This is a genomic window from Flavobacterium chryseum (assembly GCF_004362015.1).
In the GTDB taxonomy this organism is placed as follows: Bacteria; Bacteroidota; Bacteroidia; order Flavobacteriales; family Flavobacteriaceae; genus Flavobacterium.
In genome coordinates this window covers 571,075-587,690 of record NZ_SNWW01000002.1, presented here as the reverse complement: position 1 = coordinate 587,690, position 16,616 = coordinate 571,075, and the positions used below count along the sequence as shown (strand labels likewise).

The window sequence follows — 16,616 nt, the reverse complement described above, 5'->3', positions numbered from 1 at the left end:
TTTATAGATTTAATAATTTATTAAATAAGAATTTACATATAAAATTAGTGTTTAAATTAATACAGATGAAAAAGATATTTTTAATTCCGCTTTTACTGATTTTGATTGGATTTCCAATCACTACATCAGCACAAAATTCACCTATTCCAGGAAAAACAGAATGGTTTGATCCTAATAAACCTGCGTCAACTTATTGTAATCCAATTAATATCGGATATAATTATACAACATTTAATCATAACGGAATTCCAGAATCGCGTCGTTCAAGTGCAGATCCTGTAATTATTACTTTTAAAGGCGAATATTATTTATTTGCAACCAATCAGGCTGGTTTCTTTTGGAGTAAAGATATGTCTGACTGGAAATTTGTTTACGGAAGTTTTCAAAGAAAACCTGGGGACGACGATCAATGTGCGCCTGCTGCGTGGGTTGTAAACGATACCTTATTTTACGTTGGTTCTACCTGGCAAAAAGATCATCCGGTTTGGAAAACTGCTGATCCAAAATCAGGTAAATGGTTAAGACATGTTGATAAAGCAATGTTGCCAACTTGGGATCCTGCTATTTTTCAGGATGACGATAAAAAAGTATACATGTACTACGGTTCAAGCGGAAAATTGCCACTTGTAGGTGTTGAAGTTGATTACAAAACCTGGTTGCCAAAAGGGAATCAGGCCGATTATGCAAAGCTTTATGCTGCAACCGAAGTCGAAGATATTCAAAAACCTTATGGTCAGGCAAAAGCGGTTGTTGGTCTTGATCCTGCAGCTCACGGCTGGGAACGTTTTGGTCCAAATAATGATATGGAACCAGCACCTTGGGGAAATTTCATAGAAGGTGCCTGGATGACAAAACACAACGGAAAATATTATATGCAATATGGTGCTCCTGCAACGGAGTTTAAAGGTTATGCAAACGGAGTACATGTTGGAGATAATCCGTTAGGGCCATTCGTTTATCAAAAACACAATCCGATGTCATACAAGCCAGGCGGATTTGTAATTGGAGCAGGGCACGGAAATACTTTTGCTGATAATTACGGCAATTACTGGAATACCGGAACTTGCAAAATCTCGATAAAAGATCGTTTTGAACGTCGTATCGATATGTTTCCTGCAGGTTTTGATAAAGATGATATAATGTATTCGAATACCTCTTACGGAGATTTTCCAATAAAACTTCCGACAGAACTGCGCAATCATGAAAATGGCGCTTCATCGGGCTGGATGCTGCTTTCGTATAAAAAACCGGTAACAGTTTCCTCTTCTGAAGATTGTATGGAAGTTGAGACACACAGAGTAGATAATGGCGGTAAAAAAGTTTATGAGAAATTCTGTTACGGAGCTGCAAATTTAACTGATGAAAATATTCAAACGTATTGGTCTGCAAAAACCAGTAACCCCGGTGAATGGTTGCAGCTTGATTTGGGAAGAAAAATGCAAATAAACGCTTTGCAAATAAATTATGCCGATCATAAAGCGACACAATACAATAAGGCAATGGATATTTATTATCAGTACAAAATATTCATGTCTGATGATGCTGTAAATTGGAAATTAGTTATCGATAAATCTCAGAATGATAAAGACGTTCCACACGATTATGTAGAATTATCAAAACCAATTGAAGCGCGCTACATTAAAATGGAAAATATTCATAATGCTTCGGGCTTATTTGCCATATCAGATTTCAGGGTTTTTGGAAACGGCTTATCCGTAAAACCAAAACCGGTTTCTGATTTTAAAGTGAAAAGAAATGCAGCCGACTCCCGTAGTGCAATGATTACCTGGAAAAAGCAAACCGATGCCATTGGATATAACATTTATTATGGAATTTCTCCTGATAAATTGTACAACACCATAATGGTCTATGATGAAAGCTCTTATGATTTTAGAGGTTTAGACAAAGGAACGAAGTATTATTTTACAATTGAGGCGTTTAATGAAAATGGTATCAGCACAAAAAATAAGATTAACGAAGTAAAGTAAATTTGTTTTATTTTTTAGAAAATGGGTTATTAAAATCCACCTGATTTGCAAAAGAATTTTGTTCCTTTGTCAAGCCAATTAACAAGTGAATTAATTAACCCAAAATGCGAATAACCTATGAAAAAAACGATTCTTTTAACTGTTTTAGTTTTAAACGGATTGACATCTTTTGCACAGTCAAATGATGAAAAAAATATTAAATTATTTTACAAAAAAGCTTTAACAGAGTCTAAATGCTATACTTGGTTAGAGTATTTGTCTAATGATATCGGAGCTCGTTTATCAGGATCTCAAAATGCCCAACTAGCTGTAAATTATACAAAAGCACAATTAGAAAGTTTAGGACTTGACAAAGTGTACTTACAGGAAGTTATGGTTCCGCATTGGGTTCGTGGCGAAAAAGAAACCGCTTACATTCTTGACGGAAAAGCAAAAACAGTAGTGCCAATTTGTGCTTTAGGTGGTTCTGTTGCAACTGCAAAAACCGGACTTACTGCAGAAGTAATCGAAGTTCAGGGAATTAAAGAATTAGCAGAACTTGGTGATAAAGTAAAAGGAAAAATTGTGTTTTTTAACAGACCAATGAACCCTGAAAATATTGAAACCTTTATATCATACGGAGCATGTGTAGATCAGAGATTTGCCGGAGCAAAAGAAGCGGCTAAACTTGGAGCTGTAGGAACAATTGTTCGTTCTATGAATTTGCGTTTAGATGATTTTCCTCATACAGGCGCTCAGAGTTATGGCGATTTACCAAAGGAAAAATATATTCCAACAGCGGCAATTAGTACAAACGGAGCTGAGTTATTAAGTGCAACTTTGAAAAGCAATCCGGCCTTGAAATTTTATTTCAAACAATCATGCGAAACACTACCGGATGTATTGTCATACAATGTAATTGGAGAATTAACAGGAACAGTTACTCCAGAAAATATTATGGTTGTAGGCGGTCACCTTGATTCTTGGGATTTAGCAGATGGTTCTCACGATGATGGAGCAGGAGTAGTGCAAAGTATGGAAGTAATTCGTATACTTAAAAACTTAAACTACAAACCAAAAAATACCATTCGTGCAGTATTGTTTATGAACGAAGAAAACGGCGGAAAAGGTGGTGCTAAGTACGAAGAAGTTTCAAAGCAAAAGAACGAAAATCATATTTTTGCTTTAGAAAGTGATTCAGGCGGATTTAGTCCAAGAGGGTTTTCTGTTCAGGCAGATGATACGAACTTCAAAAAAATACAAGGTTTCAAAGACCTTTTTGAGCCTTATTTGATACACAGTTTCACAATTGGACACGCTGGGTCAGATATTGATCATTTAACGTCTAAAGCGATCGTAAAAGCAGGTTTAAAACCAGATTCTCAACGTTACTTTGATTATCACCATGCAGCAAACGATAAATTTGATGCCATTAATAAAAGAGAGTTAGAACTTGGAGCCGCGACAATGGCAAGTTTGGTTTATTTAATTGACCAAACCGGAATTGTTCTTCCAGCTTCAAACTAATTTTCACAAAAAGATTTTTAAAAGCTACAAGTTTTACTTGTAGCTTTTTTTATGCTCTTTAGTTTTCATGATAATATTTTAAAAGTATTTTGAATAGAAGAAATAGGCATTAATAGCATTTTCGAAAAATCAAGATAATAAAAAGGAAGTGCCGTTTTTCCTTTTTTATATTCACCAAAAAAGTAATTAATTTTCGTTGGATAAAAGATGGTGCCTGATAATGTTACCAAGTATAAATACAAACTTCTTTTTCCATTACCCAGCAGATAATACTGCATCCCGATTTCTTCTAATACAGAAGTTCCTGTATTCGTTAAAACATGAATAATATCATGATCTTCCAATTTTGGCTGAATATCAAAATGATTTTTATAAAGAAAATTACCTAAACCAAGTCCTAAAGAACCTTCCGGATAATCCAGTAATTTCGTCTTATCAATTTGCCACGGATCATTTTTCTTAAAATATTTTTGATAAGGTGCGCGCGACAGCTCATACATTTTTTCGATAATAGTGTCTTTCATATTTTGTTTTATTTTTTTTAAAAGTTCTTTGAAATTCAAAGTAAAATAGTAAATAAAAAAGCTAATTAAGTTTTGAATTAGCTTTAAGATTTTATTGTTATAAATTGCTTAATAATTATCAATTATAGTTTTTAATAAATCCGAATCAACAAGGTTAGAAGGAGCCACTACTTTTTCGTCAAGCGGAATGTCATTGCCGTATCTTTCTTTTAGTATTTTTTGTACTCTTTCATCACTTAAATTAAAGTCTTTCAATTCCTTTAGTTTGCATAATTCAATTCCAGCCGCATTTTTATAGATTTTCCAAACCAATTCAGAACAATAAATTTTATTATCAGTCCATTCAAAATAAGCATCATATTCTTTTCCATCAAACTGCTGACTGTAATTTTGCATCTTTTGTACAACGACAGGTGTCAAAACCTGATCGGCATTTTTTAATCTTTTTATAACATATTTATTGTCTTTTCCATGCTGAATCCATTCGTCAAACGGAGTTAGTTTTACGGGCTGAACAGCTTCAAAAACAAACCATTTTCCGTCAAGATCATAGATTATTCCACAATGCGAAAATTTTGAATTAGTAGCAATTCGCACCGCTTCACATTGAGGAGATTGCGAGGTTTGAAAAATAATATCTCCATTTTTAAGCTTACTTTGTATCGCGCTTTCAGTCTTTGCTGCTTTTGTTTTCGAAAATGGATTATTAGGAAAAACAGACATTGCGACAAACAATGCAAGACCAAAACTTAGCAGAAACGTAATTCCAAGAAACAGATATTTTTGTTTTTTCATCTTTGTATTTTTAAACGCTAAAAGTACATTATTACACTTTAGGCTAATTATCTTTTTTAAATACTTTAACACATTTAAAAGAACTTTGAATCGCAAAGTAAAACATAAAAAATATAGCTGCCAAATAAATGACAGCTATTTTTAAAAATATTTTTTATGAAATAATTAGATTCTAAAAATTCCTCCAACAGCAATAATTCTCTGAACGAATGTAAAATGTTGCGAAGCTTTATCATCATTACTTTGTGTAGTTCTAATATCCTGCATATTGATATAACCAGTTTTTAGTTCACCTTGTAGATAAAAATACTTGAAAAAGGTAAAGTTAATTCCAGCTTTTGCAGATACTCCGTAACCCGAAATGTGAAAATCATCATGACGATCCTTTCCTAATACAGTTGCATTAGTTTTAGGATATAAAACTCCGGCACCTAAACCTTCAGTTAAGTTAATCTGAATCTTATCTGTATTTGGCAAACCAAGCCATTTCGAAATATCGTCATGTCTTGAAACTTCCGTATTAATATAGTTCAAACCATCTGTATGTTCGTACATTAAAAAAGCAGTACCATTTTGAATTTCACCTTTCTCAAAGCCACCTTCCTGAGCACCACCTTGAGACATATCTACAGGTGTATTATTATAAACTCCGTTGTAAATAGACCCGGCCTGATCAGCAGGTAAATTAATATTACCAGTAACATTAGCTATCTGGTTTTGGCTCATTACATACTTCATGTGGTCCCAACCAATAGAAACGCTGTAGTGGTCGCTAAAGAAATATCCCATTCTAAAGTTAGTTTGCGGAATTGTCATGTTAGCCGGATTCACGTAATCAAGATGCCATCCTTTTGGTTTATCATGAGCTACCATATTATCAACCGTAAAATTGTAATCTTTACCTCTGAAAGTCACATCAGATTGACTGTAACTATCTCTGTTTCCTCCCCAGGAAACGAAGAATTTCCCTTTATTATGTGCTGTGTATCTTTCTACTGCGATTTCTTCCTGTGCAAATGTGTGCATAGAAAAACACACTAAAAAGAAAAATAAAATTTTTGTTTTCAATGAAATAATATTAAAAATTTAAAATGAATTAACTGTTTTTCTAATGGCAACCAATTTGGTCATTAAACCTTCAAAATAGTCTAAATGAAGCATGTTGGCGCCATCACTTTTCGCATTAGCAGGGTCAAAGTGCGTTTCGATAAAAATACCGTCAACACCAACAGCAATACCCGCTTTAGCAACAGTTTCAATCATATCAGGTCTTCCGCCCGTAACACCAGCAGTTTGGTTAGGTTGTTGTAATGAATGTGTAACATCCAAAACCGTAGAAGCATATTGCTGCATAGTAGGAATTCCTCTAAAATCAACAATCATGTCCTGGTAACCAAACATAGAACCACGGTCTGTAACCATAACATTCTCATTATGACAATCTAACACTTTTTGTACAGCGTGTTTCATGCTTTCCGGACTCATAAATTGTCCTTTTTTCAGGTTTACTACTTTTCCGGTATTAGCAGCAGCCACAACAAGATCTGTCTGACGTACTAAGAAAGCCGGAATTTGTAAAACATCAACATATTGTGCAGCCATATCAGCATCTTCATTGGTATGAATATCTGTTACAGTTGGAACATGAAATGTTTCTGAAACTTTTCTTAAAATTTTTAATGCTTTTTCGTCACCAATTCCAGAAAAACTATCAATTCTAGAACGGTTTGCTTTTTTAAATGATCCTTTAAATACATAAGGAATCTGAAGTTTGTCGGTAATACCAACTAATTTTTCAGCAATTCTGAGAGCCATTTCTTCTCCTTCAATGGCGCAAGGCCCCGCCAATAAAAAGAAATTCCCACTATCAGTATGCTTAATTTGTGGAATATGTTGTATGTTCATAATATGATTTTTTGACAGTGCAAAGGTAGTTATGATTTATGAATAGCACATGAAGATTTAAGTTTTTTTTAAGAAGCCAATCCTGCTATTCACTTCAATCTTTTTCTCTAAACCCTTTTTTTCTTGGTCTTTGCAGGAGCTTCCTCCGGTCGCTCTGCAAAAACCAGAAAAAATAGGGTTTCTCAAAAAAGGATTTCCGCTGCTATCAGGGCTAAAAATGTAGTGGAATTCTTGAATTAATGGGGAATATTTCCTCAAAACAACTTTTAAATTAGACCTTCAAATTAAATTCTGTTTCCAGAATACTATTCAATTGATTGTCCTCAAAAGAAATAATTTCAGTAACTCCGTTTTTCACAGATTTTACAGCATTTTTAAGTAATATTTTTTTACCCAATGGGTTTTGTAAAACAACAATTAGTTTTTGAGTAAAAGGAGAATCAGGATGTGAATAATTATAATGATTGGCAGGTTTAAAATCAATCCATCTTTGGGGATTTAAATCAAACGAATATAAATTAGACCATTCCTTTTCGATAAGTATTTGCAGTAAATATTCATTTTCCTCCGATTTAACTAAGGTAAAAGTATCAAAATTCTGCTTAATTTCAGTTCCAATTTCGCTTAGTTTCAAAGGTTCTCTAATGCTGTTACCGCCAAATCCCAAATCGATCAGATAATCTTCGTTTTCTATCGTAGCAATGATTGCTAAATGTGTTTTAGCATTCTGACCGGGATTAACTAAAGGACGAACTGCAATATAATAATGCGGAATTCCGATTTCCTGAAGCATTAACGAAAATATACCATTAATTTGATAACAATAGCCGCCACGATTTTTGTCCACAATTTGGGTTACAATATCATCACCAATTAACGATATAATTTTGCCGGCCTGAACATCGATATTTTCAAAAGGCACACTAAATATCTGGCTTTGCATCAGCTTTTTAATACCGTCTAAATTCAATTTAATTTCTCCCGAAAAATTGATTCTCTTTAAATATTGCTGTAAATCGAAACTTGGAGCTTCAATTTTATGATTGTTTGATTGTTTCATTTTATTAAAATTTATTCGTTTCTACATGAAACCTGAGAGTTACAAGCACTAACAATATGCCTAATTGTAAAGTTACAAATTCGCCAAGTTTGAATTCGATTTTTTCTCTACTTTTAAAAGAATTTTATGACTTTAAATGCTAAAAATGATGTCTAATCAAAGCAGTTAAAAACGCAAAAAATATAAAAGCTATTTTTGATTTAATCATGATATTTCAAGTATTTCCTCAACTACTTTTTCTATATCTATTTATAAAATATTGAACAATTATAACAATTATTAGAGCAATAGTAAAAAATCCAGCAAGTCCAATAAGACCTAAAAATCCCATTCCACATTTCGTTACATTTGGATGCTGCTCAAAATATTGATTAAAATTATATAAGGCAATCTTATAAGATACGATTGATAAAACGACTTGTGAAATTAAAGTTATAAAAGCTAAATTACTAAGTGTTATTGAAAACTTATCGCGAATAGTTTTGTTACCAAATATTAGTTGAAAGAGTAGTGGTAATGCAAGTAGAATTAAAGGAGTTATTCCGAACATTTATGTATTCTGTATTTAAATTAGTTATTAGAAATTACTCCTTCTTCAAACTCAATCCCAGCGGAACCATCAAAATTCCTTTTTCATAAATGTTCAAATAAAGTTTAACAGGCTTTTTTTGTCCTTCCCATTTTAACTCATAAACATTCAGAAATCCGGCTCCCATATCGCTTCTTTTAGTCGGGAAAGGACAGCAGGTTTCTAATCTTGTATAAGTAATTTTTTCACCATTTGGACCTGCTAAAGCATTTAGAAAACGAGTTTCGTTTAAAGCTTCATCTCTGGTATTTCGGTAAAAAATATTGACAGGATAATCTGGATCGTAGCCGTATTTTTTGTCTTTACTGAAAAGTGTAATAGCAAAAGTATTGTCTTTTTTTAATACTAAATCAGGAGCATTATCGTCTACATTTTTCAAAGTAGACTTTGTGCTTACGCAAGAAGTTGCAGTAATTAGTAAAACGAGAATTAAAGCTATTTTTTTCATGGTTGTTAGTTATTGGTGGTACAAATATAAAAGCAAAATTGCTTCTGCGACAGATTAAAAGAATTAAATTATCTTAAATTTTTATCTGCGCTAATCTTAAAATCTGTAACAAAGTTCAAACTAATTTTGAATCAATTCAACCTTCGAATTCAATTTTAAGACACCAATTACAAGCAGATATTGTGCCACAAGATAAGTAAGCATAATAAAAAAGGCACTTTTTTCGATTGGCGAATAAAATTTATTGATTGCCAGAATAGTATCTGAAACAACAAATACAATCGCGCCAATAAATACCAATTTACTTCCCGATTTTTTCCAGACTAAAAAGCCATTAAACGCAAATAAAAGCATAGTCGAAATAACAGTCGCATAAACCATTACAGGAATTTTTAGATCGCCCAGGCTTGGATATAAAACGGAGAGAATTCCAACTAAGTAAAGCATAATTACAAGACTTCCTATTGCAAAAAGAAATTTATTAGTTTTGGTTTCCGCCTTAATTTGTTTGCTAAAAACAACGCAATACATAATATGCGAAATCAGGAACGAAACTAATCCCAGAATAAAATAGATTTCGTCAATGTCCGCAAAAAGTAAAATAATATCACCAATCCAGGAAAATAGTAAAGCAATTAAAAGCGTTTTTTTAAGGGGAAATCTTTCATGAAGATAAACGACAAATCCCAAAAGAGGAATTAAAATAGGTTTTAGATACAAATCTAAATTTTCATAGCCTAAAAATAAAAATAATAAATAAAACAGGCTAATGACAAAATAAAGTTTAATAAATAAAGTATGTTTCATAATGTGTCAGGGATTGATTAATGGGCTGGGGGTAGTTTTAAAATCTATAGTTACAAAATAAACTGAAGTTATAAATGACAAGCTCAAATAGCTTAAAATGATATAATTAGAAATAGATAAAACCTCGTTTAAACCAAACCAGTCGCCATAATAAGATATGATTGCAATGGCAATTACGAAACGAAATCCTTCCCAAAAAACGGCATATTTACTTTTATCCATCAATTCAGAATAACTGTAGATCGTTATTAAAATAAAAAAGCCGTAAACGAATATATTAGGCAAACCAATTTTAGCAATATTATCAAATAAATAAGTCACAAACAAAAGCGTAATCAGCATTTGTGCTACAGACCAATAAACTAATTTTTGTGAATTTTGAGTGCCGTATTTTTCAAAATTATAAACGTTTTCAATTTTGTGTACAGGATATTTTTCTTCAAAATTCTCGGGACGCCAGCCTGTTGGTTTAAACCAAATTGTCAATTTATCTTTCCAGTTATCAGCGCGCCAGGCATCTGAAATTAGTAAACTTAAATGCTGAAAATTAATCTTAATCGGATTCCAGGTATTTGCCGGTCTTGTGATTCCAAAAACAGGAGGAACATCGTCTAATTCTGCTTGAAAAGTACCAAATAACTTATCCCAAAAAATAAATATTTGCGAATGATTTTTATCCAGATATTCCGGGTTAATCGCATGATGCACACGATGATGCGAAGGTGTAACCAGAATATTTTCTACAAAGCCCATTTTTTTAATGTGTTTGGTATGATACCAAAATTGAAGAAATAAATGAAGAGGCAAAGTAATGGCGATTACCGTAGCGGGAACGCCCAGTAATGCGGCAGGAATCAATAAAAAAGTAAATAAATTAACCAAACTTGCTATAGGTTGCCGCAGTCCGCAAGCGAGATTAAACTCTTCGCTGCTGTGGTGAATCGCATGTTTGTTCCAAAGAAAATTAATTTGATGCGCTAATCTATGGCTCCAATAGCCGTAAAAATCAATTACGAAAAAGCCAATAAAATAGGAAAGAACATTAGCTTCAAGATGAAAAAAAGCAATTTTAGAAACCAGCCATTCGTAGGAAATAAAAGTCAGGCTTAATCCTAAAACATCTTTTACAGAATTGGTAATTCCGGAGCTAATGCTTGAAACGCTATCTATTAGAGGTGCAGTGTCTTCTTTTTTATAGATGCCGTAAATTTTTTCTATTATAATTAAAACTAAAAAAATAGGCGTAGCGATAATTAATATCTTTCCATATTCTTCCATAAAAAAAACGTTATAAATTATTCAAATATAGAATAATTTATAACGTTTTTTACATTATTGATAATTAAACAATTTCGGCGCTTAGTCCAGCTTCCAAAAGTTGTGTACATTGAGGTTTTAGTTTGTCCATCGGACCCGTTTTTACGGTGCATTTTCCGTTGTAATGTACAATTAAGGAACATTGTTCTGCTTGTTCAGGTGTGTGACTACAAACACGCATTAAAGTATCAATTACGTGATCAAAAGTGTTTACATCGTCGTTATAAACAATGATTTCGTTATTGAAACCTGTCGCTTCCTTTTCGCGAACTCTTTCTCTTACTTTTTCTTTAGTACTCATTTTTTCAAGTTTTTGTACTGTTGTAATTACTAGTATCTAATTTACGTATTTTAATGAAACCCAGTTGTTTCTTTGAAACTTTTTTACATAAGTCAACCCTTTTTCTGTGCATGAAGCATCAATAAAAGGAATATCTTCTTCATAAAAACCGCTAAAAAGTATAATTCCTTTTGGGTTTAAACAATCTACATAACTTTGCATATCATTCAGCAAAATATTACGGTTGATGTTTGCAATAATCAAATCATATTTTTTACCGGCCAATAGTGCTGCATCGCCTTCATAAACGGTAATATGTTTGCAATTATTGCGTTCAGCGTTTTCGATTGAATTTAAATAACACCAGTTATCAATATCAATGGCATCAATTGGCTGAGCGCCTTTCATTTCAGCTAAAATGGCTAAAATTGCTGTTCCGCAACCCATGTCAAGTGTTTTTAAACCTTCAACATCCATTTCTAATAAATGCTGAATCATCATGTGCGTTGTTTCGTGATGACCGGTTCCAAAACTCATTTTTGGTTCAATTATAATATCAAATTCGGCATCAGTTTTTTCATGAAAAGGAGCGCGAACGTGGCATTTTCCGTCAACATCAATCGCTTCAAAGTTCTTTTCCCATTCTTCGTTCCAGTTTACCTGATCGATTTCTTCAACCGTGTATTCAATTTTAAACTCTTCAGATTGTAAAATATAAATGTCATCCAGAATGTTTTCATCCCATAAATCTTTCTTCACAAAAGCCGAAATTCCGTTTTCTGTTTCTGTAAAAGTTTCAAACGCTTTTTCGCCCAATTCTGCAATTAAAATTTCTGAACCCGGTTCTTTGGGCTCAATGGTAAAATGATATCCTAAATATATATTCGACATAAATAATTTTTTTGCAAAGGTAACAATCGAAAGTAGAAGTTGTTTAAAAATAAATCATATTCTCACCAAGATTAGTGTTAATTTTGATTGAAATTTGAACGGTTTTAAAATATGAAGAATATCATTTTTATTTTGCTTTTTGTAGTGTTAACTTCAGGAAGCTGCGAGAACGAACACGAAGTTGTACGATCCTTTTGTTACTGGAAAACCGATTTAAATTTTGAGAAAGAAGATGATTCTTTAATTAAAAACCTGAATGTAAAACATTTGTACGTTCGCTTTTTTGATGTCGATTGGAATCCGTACGCCAAAGAACCTTTGCCCGTTGCGACCATTCATGATATAAGATTAAATAATAGCAACCCCGAAATTACGCCAAGTATTTTTATAACTAACGAAGTTGTTTTGCAAGCTAATGCCAGTCAATTAGATAGTCTGGCAGCCAGAATCGCAAAACGCGTTCAGATAATTGGCACCAGAATGAATGAAACTAAGGCTGATAAAATTGCCAATGAAATTGTATATCCAAAAGAGTATTATAAAAATGAAAACTTTAAGCGATTGAATTACGATTCGATAAAAGCAATTGAATTAGCTAAATTGAAAGTAGACTTTAAAGAAATTCTAATAGATTGCGATTGGACAGAAAAGTCTAAAAAGAATTATTTCTATTTATTAAAGCAAATCAAACAACAATTTCCAACAGCAAAAATCTCCGCCACAATACGACTTTGGCAATATAAATATGCTGAAAAAGCGGGAACTCCGCCTGTTGATAAGGGCTTATTAATGTGTTATAATCTGAACAAACCAGACGATTTAAAAACCAAAAATTCTATAGGAACCAGCGAAGATTTGGCAGAATACATTACTCACGATACATACAAATTAAAACTTGACATTGCTTTGCCGTTGTACAGCTGGGCGGTTGTTTTTAGAGGAAATCAGTTTAAGGGAATTTTATCTGATTATGACCAATTGAGAAGTGATACTATTAAATTGAAAAAATCATCTGATACTAAATACATTTTGCAAGACGATATTTTAGTGGGACAAACCTATTTGCGAAATGGAGATGAAATCAGAATCGAAAAAATTTCTGAAGATGAACTCGAGAAAATGATTTCAATCGTAAAAAGTAAAATTAAAATTGACAATCAAACCAAAGTGACATTTTTCTCTTTTGATAAAAAATACATCAACGATTATGGAACCCAAAATATATCCAACTATTATGAGAGTTTTTAGCAGTTTACTTTTAGTTTTAAGCTTTCAGGTTTCTTTTGCCTGTGGTTGGAGCGTTTCGCCGGAAACAAGTCGTTTAGCTTTGTTTAAAGCACAACGAAATGGTTTTTTTAAACTCACACCATTTTATTATTCTGCGGATTATTACTATTCGACCAATACCGTTTCTGATGTTGATCACGAATTGAATTGTTTGGAGTGGAAGAAAAAATTAGGAAATACAATTGATCCAAAAGATGTTCACGTTATTTTATACGAAACAGATTCTGAACAATTTGAAACGGCATTTGAAACTAAATCGTTAAAAAAAGTATTCGCAAAAAACACTTTTATTGAAGCGCTATCATTGTCAAAAAATAAAGCTTTTTTAAACTATATTTTATTTGCTAAAAAACTCGAATACAATAGTAATACTGATGTAAAATGGGAATCGTGGGACAAAGTTAGTTATAACAGCCAGGATCATAAACTGGCAGATTTAGAAGATTTTGAAAAGAAAATTAAATCAGCAAAAGATGCATTACTGAAACAGCGATATGCTTTTTTAATTTTGAGATATAGTTTTTACGCTCAGGATAAAGAAGAAGTAATTCGTTTGTACGATACTTATTTTGCCGAAAATAAAAATACCATTTTAGAACCTTGGGCTTTGTATTATAAAGCTTTATGCATTGATAATTTTCCGTTGCAAAACTATTTATTGAGCAAAGTTTTTGCCACTTGCGAAGAAAAATCATTTGCCGTTTTGCAGCATTACAATTGGAAATTAACCCAAGAAACCTTGGCTCTGGCGCAAAATGATGAAGAGCGAAGCGTAATTCTTGCCATTGAAAGTTTCCGAAATCCTGCGCCGGATTTAAAAACTATTGAAGCAGTTTATAAATTAAGTCCGAATAGCGTTAATTTGAGTTTCTTGATCGGAAGAGAAATCAACAAACTCGAAGATTGGATTTTTACCCCGCAATATACCAATAACGGAAGTCCGTCGGTTGTATTTGACGGCACGATTTGGTATGATGATTATGCAAAAGCAAGAGAAGAAAATCTTAATAAAGATATTTTGCATTTAAGAGCATTAGAATATTTTCTAATTTCTATTCGTGAGCAAACTTCGGGAGAGCAAAAAGACTATGTTACCGCCGCCATTGCACAGCTTTGTTTTATGGATGATCAGATTGACGAAGGAAAAAAATATACCAATATGATTTCTGCTAAAGCCAACGCATCCATACAAATGCAGAAAAATATTCAACTGGCTTTAGTTTCTTTAAAACAAGATAATTTGAAAGAGGAGCAAGTTCAAAATCAGCTTTTTAAATACTTTGATTCAGTCGAAAGTCTGGTTGAAACCGATAACGGATTATTCAAGAATTTATACAGTTTGTACCGAATTGCCAGTGCTGATTTTGCTAAAAAAGACGATCGTGTTACGGCAGGATTATTAATGATGAAATCGGATCAAAAAAACGGAGGTGAATATTCCGTTTACAATAATCCTTACTTCTACAGTTATATTGGTTATTTCGACAGCACTGCGACTGTTGAAGACATAGATCAATTGATCGCTTTACAACAAAAAGAAGACAAAACACCTTTTGAAAAATACATTTGTTCCGGAACAATCGCACCAAATGTAAATTATTATAAAGATTTGAAAGGAACTATTGCCTTTAGAAACAATAATTTAGAATTGGCTTATGAAACCTTTTCGAGTATGCCAAAAGATTTCTGGGACAAGAATTATGCTTTTGCAGACAATTTAAATGAAAATCCGTTTACGCCAAAAATTCTGCAAAAAGATAAAGAACGCAAATTCGATTATCGTTTTAATAAAGCAGAATTCATTGCAAAATTAATTCAGTTAAAAAAGCAAAATACAGCATCGGGCAATTTACAATTGGCACATGCCTATTTCAATGTTTCCTATTTAGGAAATTCCTGGATGATGGTTGCCTACGATTGGACATCTGGAGAATCGTATGTTGATTATGTGTACGGAGATAATTCTGAAAACGAAAAAACCTATCAAAAAGGGAATTATTACAGTTTGACAATGGCGAAAATGTATTATGAGAAAGCATTAAAAATGTCTATAAATAATAACGAAAAAGCCTTAGCCAGTTTAATGATTTTCGAATGTAATTATTACAATCATTATGCTAATATAGTTTCGGCGGAAGAAGAAGCAAAAAATCCGTTTAGAGCAGGGCAGGAGTTGGTTAATTTCTATTCGGTGTATAAAACAACACCAACATTTAACAAATACAATTGCCCGCTACTACAATCATTTATAAACTGATCTCTGTTATAGAAGTTAAAAGTAAAGAGTAAAGAGTAAAAAAATAAAAAAGCGTTCGCACCAGCAAACGCTTTTTTTATAGTAAAATCTAAAATCTAAAATCTAAAATTAGATAGCCGTTACAATAGCTAAAAAGTCATCAGCTTTTAAAGCAGCACCACCAATTAAACCACCGTCTACGTCTGGTTTAGAGAAGATTTCCTTAGCGTTATCAGGTTTTACAGAACCACCGTATAAAATAGAAACTTCGTCAGCGATATCAGCTCCAAAAGCCTTACGAACAACTTCTCTAATAAATTCGTGCATTTCCTGCGCTTGTTCCGGTGAAGCAGTTTCTCCCGTTCCAATTGCCCAAACTGGTTCGTATGCTAAAACAACATTCGACCATGATTCTTTTGTAATGTGGAATAATCCGTCACGTAATTGATTTTCAACAATATTGAAATGATTTCCTGATTGACGATCTTTTAATTCTTCTCCAAAACAGAAAATTACAGTCAATTCATGCTTCAAAGCAGTATCAACTTTGCTTGCGATTAAAGCATCTGTTTCATGAAAAATAGCTCTACGCTCAGAGTGACCAAGAATTACCGTGTTTACACCAATGCTAGTTAACATATCAGCAGAAATTTCTCCTGTAAAAGCGCCACCTTCAGCCTGGTGAACGTTTTGTGCAGCAACACCAATTGTTGTGTTTTTTACTTTAGCAACGGCTGCTTGTAAGTTTACAAATGTTGGAGCAACAATTACCTGAGCAGTAGTTTGTGCTGGTATTTTAGTAATTAATTCGCTTAATAATTCTTCAGTTTGCGCTGCGTTTTTATGCATTTTCCAGTTTCCTGCAACAATCTTTTTTCTCATTTTGGTAGTTTTTATTTATTCTTTGTAATTTGTTTTTTATTGAAATTTCAATTCAAGTTAAGCTAAAATTAAAATTTATTTTTAGTATTGACATTGAATTT

The 16,616-nt window shown here is 32.8% G+C and carries 16 protein-coding genes; 4 read left to right on the top strand and 12 right to left on the bottom strand.

The genetic code is table 11. The features are described 5' to 3' along the window. The first annotated feature begins 65 nt into the window (after window positions 1–65). Window positions 66–1,988, top strand: coding sequence for a discoidin domain-containing protein (locus tag EV143_RS06305; protein ID WP_133507119.1), 1,923 nt, complete (start codon window positions 66–68; stop codon window positions 1,986–1,988). Between the two features lie 117 nt (window positions 1,989–2,105). Next, entirely contained in the window at window positions 2,106–3,494 is a 1,389-nt protein-coding gene (locus tag EV143_RS06300; RefSeq protein WP_133507118.1) for a M28 family peptidase, read from the top strand. Between the two features lie 65 nt (window positions 3,495–3,559). Here the strand turns inward: EV143_RS06300 and EV143_RS06295 are convergent, their stop codons facing one another. From EV143_RS06295 to prmA, 11 genes are all read right to left on the bottom strand, one after another. Beyond that, entirely contained in the window at window positions 3,560–4,018 is a 459-nt protein-coding gene (locus tag EV143_RS06295; RefSeq protein WP_133507117.1) for a hypothetical protein, read from the bottom strand. A 108-nt stretch (window positions 4,019–4,126) separates the two neighbouring features. Further along, window positions 4,127–4,813 (bottom strand): YiiX family permuted papain-like enzyme, encoded by a 687-nt coding sequence (locus EV143_RS06290; protein ID WP_133507116.1) that lies wholly within the window; start codon window positions 4,811–4,813, stop codon window positions 4,127–4,129. A 165-nt stretch (window positions 4,814–4,978) separates the two neighbouring features. Next, complete coding sequence (locus EV143_RS06285; protein WP_133507115.1) at window positions 4,979–5,881, bottom strand: hypothetical protein; 903 nt, start codon at window positions 5,879–5,881, stop codon at window positions 4,979–4,981. An 18-nt stretch (window positions 5,882–5,899) separates the two neighbouring features. Next, on the bottom strand, window positions 5,900–6,718 hold the full coding sequence (gene kdsA, locus EV143_RS06280; RefSeq protein WP_133507114.1) for a 3-deoxy-8-phosphooctulonate synthase: 819 nt from the start codon (window positions 6,716–6,718) through the stop codon (window positions 5,900–5,902). Window positions 6,719–6,989: 271 nt separating this feature from the next. Further along, window positions 6,990–7,778: an arylamine N-acetyltransferase family protein gene (locus EV143_RS06275; protein WP_133507113.1), complete on the bottom strand. Its 789-nt coding sequence runs from the start codon at window positions 7,776–7,778 to the stop codon at window positions 6,990–6,992. Window positions 7,779–8,004: 226 nt separating this feature from the next. After that, window positions 8,005–8,328: a hypothetical protein gene (locus EV143_RS06270; RefSeq protein WP_133507112.1), complete on the bottom strand. Its 324-nt coding sequence runs from the start codon at window positions 8,326–8,328 to the stop codon at window positions 8,005–8,007. 34 nt (window positions 8,329–8,362) lie between these two features. After that, the gene (locus tag EV143_RS06265; protein WP_133507111.1) at window positions 8,363–8,815 is read right to left on the bottom strand and encodes a 2-dehydro-3-deoxyphosphooctonate aldolase; all 453 of its coding nucleotides are present in this window, start codon (window positions 8,813–8,815) and stop codon (window positions 8,363–8,365) included. A gap of 120 nt (window positions 8,816–8,935) precedes the next feature. After that, the gene (locus EV143_RS06260) at window positions 8,936–9,622 is read right to left on the bottom strand and encodes a lysoplasmalogenase (RefSeq protein WP_133507110.1); all 687 of its coding nucleotides are present in this window, start codon (window positions 9,620–9,622) and stop codon (window positions 8,936–8,938) included. 6 nt (window positions 9,623–9,628) lie between these two features. Further along, a complete protein-coding gene (locus EV143_RS06255) occupies window positions 9,629–10,900 on the bottom strand; it encodes a sterol desaturase family protein (RefSeq protein ID WP_133507109.1) in 1,272 nt (423 codons plus the stop codon). Window positions 10,901–10,964: 64 nt separating this feature from the next. Continuing rightward, a complete protein-coding gene (locus EV143_RS06250; RefSeq protein WP_095381901.1) occupies window positions 10,965–11,240 on the bottom strand; it encodes an ATP-dependent Clp protease adaptor ClpS in 276 nt (91 codons plus the stop codon). 36 nt (window positions 11,241–11,276) lie between these two features. After that, entirely contained in the window at window positions 11,277–12,110 is an 834-nt protein-coding gene (gene prmA / locus EV143_RS06245; RefSeq protein WP_133507108.1) for a 50S ribosomal protein L11 methyltransferase, read from the bottom strand. A gap of 111 nt (window positions 12,111–12,221) precedes the next feature. Here prmA and EV143_RS06240 point away from each other — a divergent pair, with 111 nt between their 5' ends. Together EV143_RS06240 and EV143_RS06235 are read left to right on the top strand one after the other, a co-directional pair. Further along, window positions 12,222–13,358: a hypothetical protein gene (locus tag EV143_RS06240; RefSeq protein WP_133507107.1), complete on the top strand. Its 1,137-nt coding sequence runs from the start codon at window positions 12,222–12,224 to the stop codon at window positions 13,356–13,358. Then, window positions 13,318–15,654: a hypothetical protein gene (locus EV143_RS06235; RefSeq protein ID WP_133507106.1), complete on the top strand. Its 2,337-nt coding sequence runs from the start codon at window positions 13,318–13,320 to the stop codon at window positions 15,652–15,654. Before EV143_RS06240 ends, EV143_RS06235 begins: the two co-directional genes overlap by 41 nt. Window positions 15,655–15,762: 108 nt before the next feature. Here the strand turns inward: EV143_RS06235 and tpiA are convergent, their stop codons facing one another. Continuing rightward, on the bottom strand, window positions 15,763–16,515 hold the full coding sequence (gene tpiA / locus EV143_RS06230) for a triose-phosphate isomerase (protein WP_133507105.1): 753 nt from the start codon (window positions 16,513–16,515) through the stop codon (window positions 15,763–15,765). Window positions 16,516–16,616 lie beyond the last annotated feature (101 nt).